Origin of the sequence: Paraburkholderia sp., from assembly GCF_049581445.1 — a bacterium.
Lineage (GTDB): Bacteria > Pseudomonadota > Gammaproteobacteria > Burkholderiales > Burkholderiaceae > Paraburkholderia.
The window spans coordinates 1-6,178 of the sequence record NZ_JBAURZ010000155.1; the positions used below are offsets into that span (position 1 = coordinate 1).

The window sequence follows — 6,178 nt, forward strand, 5'->3', positions numbered from 1 at the left end:
CGCCCGAATGGGCCCGCGAAGGCGCGCAACTCGCCGCACGCCGCACCGCGCAAAAGGCGGGCGCGGCGCATGGCAGCGACGATAGCCATAGCGAGCGTAAGGCCGAAAGCAAAGCCGAAGGCCGCGCCGCGCCGACGGCAGCCAGCGTCGCCGAAAGCATCAAGGCGCGCGTCGAGCAGGTCGTCAACGAGACCGTGATGAGCGAACTCTCGTCGATGCGCGGCATGATGGAAGAACACTTCGCCGGCCTCCTGTGGGCCGACCGCCAGCGTCGCAGCCCGACGCGCGCGTCGCTCACCAAGCATCTGTTTGCGGCCGGTTTCTCCGCCCAGCTCGTGCAGATGATGGTAGACAACCTGCCTGAGGACGCCGACAACATCGAAGCCGGCATGGACTGGGTGCGGACCGTACTCGAGTCCAACCTGCCGGTGATGGAAAACGAAGACGCGCTGATGGAGCGCGGCGGCGTATTCGCGCTGATGGGACCGACGGGCGTCGGCAAGACGACCACCACAGCCAAGCTCGCAGCGCGTTGCGTGATGCGCTTCGGCGCCAGCAAGGTGGCGCTGCTCACCACCGACAGCTACCGGATCGGCGGTCACGAACAGCTGCGCATCTTCGGCAAGATCCTTGGGGTTTCGGTGCACGCGGTGAAGGACGGCGCCGATCTGCAACTGGCGCTCGCCGAACTGCGCAACAAGCACATCGTGCTGATCGACACGATCGGCATGAGCCAGCGCGACCGTCTCGTGTCCGACCAGATTGCCATGCTGTGCCGCGCCGGCCTGCCGGTGCAGCGCCTGCTGCTGCTGAACGCGACAAGCCACGGCGACACGCTCAACGAAGTCGTACAGGCCTACCAGCGTGCGCCGGACCAGCAACCGCTCGCCGGCTGCATCCTGACCAAGCTCGACGAAGCGACCAACCTGGGTGGCGTGCTCGACACGGTGATCCGCTACAAGTTGCCCGTGCATTACGTGTCGACTGGCCAGAAGGTGCCGGAGAACCTGTACGTGGCGACGAAGAAATTCCTCATCAAGAGCGCGTTCTGCATCCCTCGCGACAGTTCGCCCTTTGTGCCTCACGACGACGACATTCCGGCCTTGCTCTCCGCGCTGTCCGCGCGTTCAACCGCCGAATTGCATGAGGTTCGCTTTGGATAAAGTCGTCTCTGATCAGGCAGAAGGACTGCGGCGCCTGCTGGCGCGCACCGGCTCGCGAGTACTGGCAGTGACGGGCGGATCGACTAGCGTCGGTTGCACGACGACGGTGGTCAATCTGGCCGCGGCGCTCGCGGAACAGGGTAGGGATGTGCTCGTGATCGACGAGTGCGTGGGTGAATTTTCCGTCAGCACGATGCTGGGCGGTGTGCGCGGCGCGGGTAACTTCGCGGCCGTCGCAAGCGGCGAGATGCCGCTCGAAGCGGCTGTAGCACGGCATGCACTGGGCTTTTCCGTGCTGGCCGCTTCGAGCAGCAATCGCGAAGGCCTGAGCGCGGCGCAAATGAGCGTCGTGCTGGAAGGCCCCGCCGACATCGTGCTGATTGATGCACAGCTTGACCGTAGCGGTCATCTCTCGGCGCTTGCCATGCAGGCGCACGACCTGATGATCGTCACGCGTGTGGCAGGGCAGGCCATCACGGATGCCTATGCCTGCATGAAGCGACTGCATTACGCACATGGCATTGCCCAGTTCCGGGTGCTGGTGAACCACGTGCAAAGCATCACTGATGCGCGCACGGCGTTCGACAACCTGGCGGGTGTGGCGGGGCGTTATCTGACCGTATCGCTGGAAAACGCGGGCTGTATTGCCGCGGATGCTCGGATGGCGAGAGCTCTCGAATTGTCGCGCTGCGTCGTCGATGCATTTCCATCGACACCGGCCGCGCGCGATTACCGGCTTCTCGCCGCGGAATTGCAGTATTGGCCGATGCGCACAGCCATATCGTCGCGGCACCATTGGGTGGCGCCCGCGACAGTAACAGCGGCGCAACACGCCGACCAACCGTCTGCGCAGCACGCCTGAACAGTGTGACGTGGACAAGGGGAGCACGATGTACAACGCTCAGGGAAAGATCTCTTCCCAAGCCGAGGTTCTGACGAAGTACGCGCCATTGGTGCGGCGCCTCGGCTTGCAGCTTGTGGCGAAAATGCCGGCGAGCGTCGATCTCGACGATCTGATCCAGGCTGGCATGATTGGCCTGCTGGATGCCGCGAGCCGCTACAAGGAAGACCAGGGCGCGCAGTTCGAAACCTACGCAAGCCAGCGGATTCGCGGCGCGATGCTCGACGAGTTGCGCAGCAACGATTGGTTGCCGCGCAGCCTGCGCCGTACCTCGCGTGAAGTGGAAACGGCCGTGCATAAGGTCGAGCAGACCCTCGGCCGCTCGGCGAGCGAGACCGAGATTGCCGGACACCTGAACATGCCGCTCGACGAGTATCAGTCGATGCTGCAGGACCTGCACGGCAGTCAGCTGATCTACTACGAAGACTTCGACCGCTCTGCGGACGACGAGCCGTTCCTCGACCGCTATTGCGTCGATCACTCGGACCCGCTGTCGGCGCTGCTCGACGAAAGTCTGCGCGCGGCGCTGGTCGAAGCGATCGAACGCTTGCCGGAACGCGAAAAGCTGCTGATGTCGCTGTACTACGAGCGCGGCATGAACCTGCGCGAAATTGGCGCGGTGATGGAAGTGAGTGAATCGCGCGTTTGCCAGTTGCACAGCCAGGCGGTCGCGCGGCTGCGCACCCGTCTGCGCGAGATGGCGTGGGCCAAGGCCGAGGCGGAATAAACCGCCTGGGTCACACTCACACCGGGTTGGCCGCAACGAAGCTCTTGAACGCCGAATACGCCTGAGTTTTCGTGACGCCATCCGACAGCACCAGGCCGTAGCCATCGCTCGTGGACGTGTCGATCAGTTCGTAGAACATGATCGACTCCAGGTTGTACTGGCTGCGCTCCCCCAGATACTGGTTGAGCACGGTGCTGATATAGGCACTCTGCTGCGCGGCCGTATCCGATGGCACGAAACCCCACTCCGTGATCCAGATTGGCAGTCCGAACGATTGCTGAAGAATCTGCAGCACGTTGGTCAACCCCTGCGGTCCTGCCTCGGTCATGTAGCCCGAGCTCTCGTACCAGTGGTACATCGTGATGTCCCACGCGAGCGGTGTCGCGCCCGAGGTTGGCGTTGCTGAGCCGTTCGGTGTCTGGCCGTTCCACAACATCTGCAGCGCCGTATAGGCAAGCGGAATGCCGACGTTGATGCCGCACTTGATGGTGGAGTCGACCGACTTCACGCCGTCGATCATGCCGCGCAGCACGCCGCGATACGCGGGCCAGTACGCCGGATTGTAGTCGGACGGCGAGTTGCCCGAGCCGCTGTTCACGAGGCCACCGGCATCAAGTTCGTTGCCGCATTCGATCACGCTGACCAGTCCCTTGAGCGGCGTCGCGATGGACACCGCCAGCTCGTAGCCGAGGTCATAGGCTGCGGTCTCCGAGGCGGTCTGGTCCCAGGTGTTGGGGTTGATACACGGCAGGATCGACACGCCGCTACCGGCAAACGGGCCTGCGAGCGCGGTTGCCAAGGTCTGCGCCATGCCGGAGCCGGCCACGTCCGCGCGATAGTTGGTCACGCCGAGGTCTTGCAGCAGAGCCAACTGCTGCGCCGCCGTCATGGTCGAGTAGATGCCCGAAGGCCAAGCCATGTGGCCGTTCATGCCGTAAAAAATATTGCTGGATACCGCTGCCGCATCGGCACCGCGTGGATCGCTCGTCGCACTCCAGCCATACTGGCCATACACAAACCAGGCACCGGCCGAACTTTCGCCGTAAATCGAGTGATTCCAGTAGACCATCAGCACGGCAGTGCCCGGGAATCCGGCGTTGTAGGTGCCGCCGAACACGGTGCCGTTGGTGAGCGTCCACGTCGTGCCGTAGGCATCGGTGAATGACGCGGCGGGCGGGATCGCGGTGCCTTGCGTCGACTCGCTCACGGCCGCTTTCGCCTTGGCGCTGGTATTGGCCACCGCGCTGTCCGAAGAGCCACTGCTGCCGCCGCAACCGGCCAGCGCAAGGCTGCCTGCGCCGGCGAGCAGACTCGCCAGAAAAGTTCGCCTCGAGGCACCGCCGCTGGCGGAATCGGATGCCGCAAATAGGGCGCGGCGTGAGAATGAAAGGTTCGCTTGAGAGTTTCTGCTGTTATCGAAGGACATAATTCCTGAATAAGTCAGAGCAAAGGCCCGCAGTATAACGGCGTCTTTTTACTGAATATTTCATTGAACGGCAGAAATTCCCAATTAGGGAAAAATGCCCGCTGAGCTATATCGATTGAGTGGAGTAATTGCCCAGGGAAAATAACGGGGGCAGAAGGAATTGTTGCGTTAGTAAGACTAAATGGACGCTAAACGCCGGCAAACCTGTCCGATATGAATTTTGGCGGCACGCAAGCAGCAAGGGCAAACCCGAAGAATGCTATCCTCAATCGAGGGTCGGAGCGTTTCAGTATCGGGTCCTGATTTTCTAATTAATTATCGGAATCTGGAGAAATCTGGACTCGATTTATCTGTGCAGATTAATAGCGAACCGCTATTAATTGGTATTTATTTCTAACTCGGAATATTAATCCGGCAGAGATTACCTGACGGGTTCCTTTCGTTGACGATGCGCAGCGAGTAATCTCGCCGCACACCGAAGACTGCTGGATTTAAAGCAGATTTAAAACGCGCCGAATCCCGGCACGCGGCCGTCGGGGCCATAGAGGGAGGGCTTCGGCGGGCGCACCTGCAGCACGTCGAGAGCGCGCTGGTTGTATTCCATGCGGGTGCGGATCAGTACGCCATTGGTCTTGTTCGAGCGGCGAGCGCGCTCCACGGATTGCTGCAAGAGCGACCATTGCGCGGCGAGCTTCGGGTCGTTGCCCGCAGCCAGTTCGATACCGCTCCAGCCGCCAGGCAGACCCATTTCAGCGAGTTGCGCATCGCGGATCCGTTCCAGCGTGGCCAGCTTGCCGACCAGTTCGGTTTTCTTCTCGACGATAGGCCGCAGCATCTCGGCCGGGTCGACCTCGGTCAACGCCTTCTGTTCGAGAGTCAGCACCGAGGCGAAGGCCTCGATGGTGGAGTATTCGTCGATAACGGTGGCCAGCAGCGCGTCTTTCATCACAACTCGCTTTCACAGCGGCCCGCGCAATGGACGCGGGTCGGGTTTCAAGGGGTCGCCTTGCGGCGGCCAGCCTTAATTGCCGGTCGCCGGGGCTCTCGTTTGCAGCAGGCTGCGGGTGGTTTCCAGCACGCCGTCTGCGATCTTGCCCGGGTCGATGGTCAGCGTGCCATTCTTGATGGCCGCCTTGATCGACTCGACGTGACCCGTGTCAATGTCCGCCGAACCCGACGCTGCCAGATTGCGCAGATCGGACGACAGGCCAGACAGGCTCACATTCGCGTCACCGTTCGAACTCGAAGCGGTCTGCGCGGAAGTGCTTGCGCCTTGGGCGGACGTTGCCGCCGGGGCCGAACCGTCCTGCTGGGCGCGCGACGCGCCGCCAGTCAGACTGTCCAGCTTGGTGTTGGTAGTGGAATCGATTTTCACGATTGGCTTCCTGAACGATTTGAGTCTTATAACGGCACTCAAGAAACCAAACTTTAGCTCAATCGTTGTATCCCTTTGTAACCGCCATCAAGGGTAATGGAGGGCCGCCAGTCGGGCGCCCGCCGCGCCCCCTCACATCTGAATCTGCACGGTCGAACTGTTTTTCACGATGCCCATGATGATCTGGCCAGTAGCGGTTTTAACCTTGACGGGCTGGCCCGGCTGCGCGCTGGAGAGCGCACTGCCCTCGGACGAAATCTGGAAACCGTCACCCTGCGCGACCACCTGCACCGTCTGCCCGGCAGTGACCTGCTGGGCATTCTTCAACATGTCCTGACGCAGCGGCAGACCTGGGTTGACGCGCATCAGCGTGACCGAACCGACGGCTTGCGACGGCGCGGTGATGATCGACATCGGCAGCATGGTCAGATCGCCGTCGCGGCCTACCAGATCGGCGTCCGAGACCACCTCGCCGGGCCCGATGGCGCGCGCGGCCACGTAGTAGGTGGCGTTGACCGAAACCTTGGCCTGCAGCCAGACCGTCCACGGGTGGCCGCTCGCGCAGCGCACGCCCACGGTCGTGCGG

The 6,178-nt window shown here is 62.2% G+C and carries 7 protein-coding genes; 3 read left to right on the forward strand and 4 right to left on the reverse strand.

Translation table 11 applies throughout. The annotated features are described in order from the left end of the window. The 3 genes from flhF to WCA85_RS14530 all read left to right on the forward strand — a co-directional run. A partial coding sequence (flhF, locus tag WCA85_RS14520; protein WP_424064961.1) for a flagellar biosynthesis protein FlhF occupies nt 1–1,163 on the forward strand: 1,163 nt, incomplete at its 5' end. Then, nucleotides 1,156–2,025: a MinD/ParA family ATP-binding protein gene (locus WCA85_RS14525; RefSeq protein ID WP_424064963.1), complete on the forward strand. Its 870-nt coding sequence runs from the start codon at nt 1,156–1,158 to the stop codon at nt 2,023–2,025. The genes flhF and WCA85_RS14525, both read left to right, overlap by 8 nt. Before the next feature lie 28 nt (nt 2,026–2,053). Beyond that, nucleotides 2,054–2,791, forward strand: a complete 738-nt coding sequence (locus WCA85_RS14530) for an RNA polymerase sigma factor FliA (RefSeq protein WP_424064965.1) — start codon at nt 2,054–2,056, stop codon at nt 2,789–2,791. 16 nt (nt 2,792–2,807) lie between these two features. Here WCA85_RS14530 and WCA85_RS14535 read toward each other — a convergent pair whose 3' ends face one another. The 4 genes from WCA85_RS14535 to flgA form a co-directional block, all read right to left on the reverse strand. Continuing rightward, the gene (locus WCA85_RS14535) at nt 2,808–4,031 is read right to left on the reverse strand and encodes a glycosyl hydrolase (protein WP_424064967.1); all 1,224 of its coding nucleotides are present in this window, start codon (nt 4,029–4,031) and stop codon (nt 2,808–2,810) included. A gap of 688 nt (nt 4,032–4,719) precedes the next feature. Continuing rightward, a complete protein-coding gene (locus WCA85_RS14540; protein ID WP_424064969.1) occupies nt 4,720–5,163 on the reverse strand; it encodes a flagella synthesis protein FlgN in 444 nt (147 codons plus the stop codon). A 75-nt stretch (nt 5,164–5,238) separates the two neighbouring features. Continuing rightward, on the reverse strand, nt 5,239–5,592 hold the full coding sequence (flgM, locus tag WCA85_RS14545) for a flagellar biosynthesis anti-sigma factor FlgM (protein ID WP_424064971.1): 354 nt from the start codon (nt 5,590–5,592) through the stop codon (nt 5,239–5,241). A 132-nt stretch (nt 5,593–5,724) separates the two neighbouring features. After that, nucleotides 5,725–6,178, reverse strand: a 454-nt coding sequence (flgA, locus tag WCA85_RS14550) for a flagellar basal body P-ring formation chaperone FlgA (protein WP_424064972.1), incomplete at its 5' end; no start/stop codon positions are given.

Coding starts and splice junctions, on each gene's coding strand:
- WCA85_RS14530 (WP_424064965.1), top strand. CDS start 2,054: ATGTACAACGCTCAGGGAAAGATCTCTTCCCAAGCCGAGGTTCTGACG.
- WCA85_RS14540 (WP_424064969.1), bottom strand. CDS start 5,163: ATGAAAGACGCGCTGCTGGCCACCGTTATCGACGAATACTCCACCATC.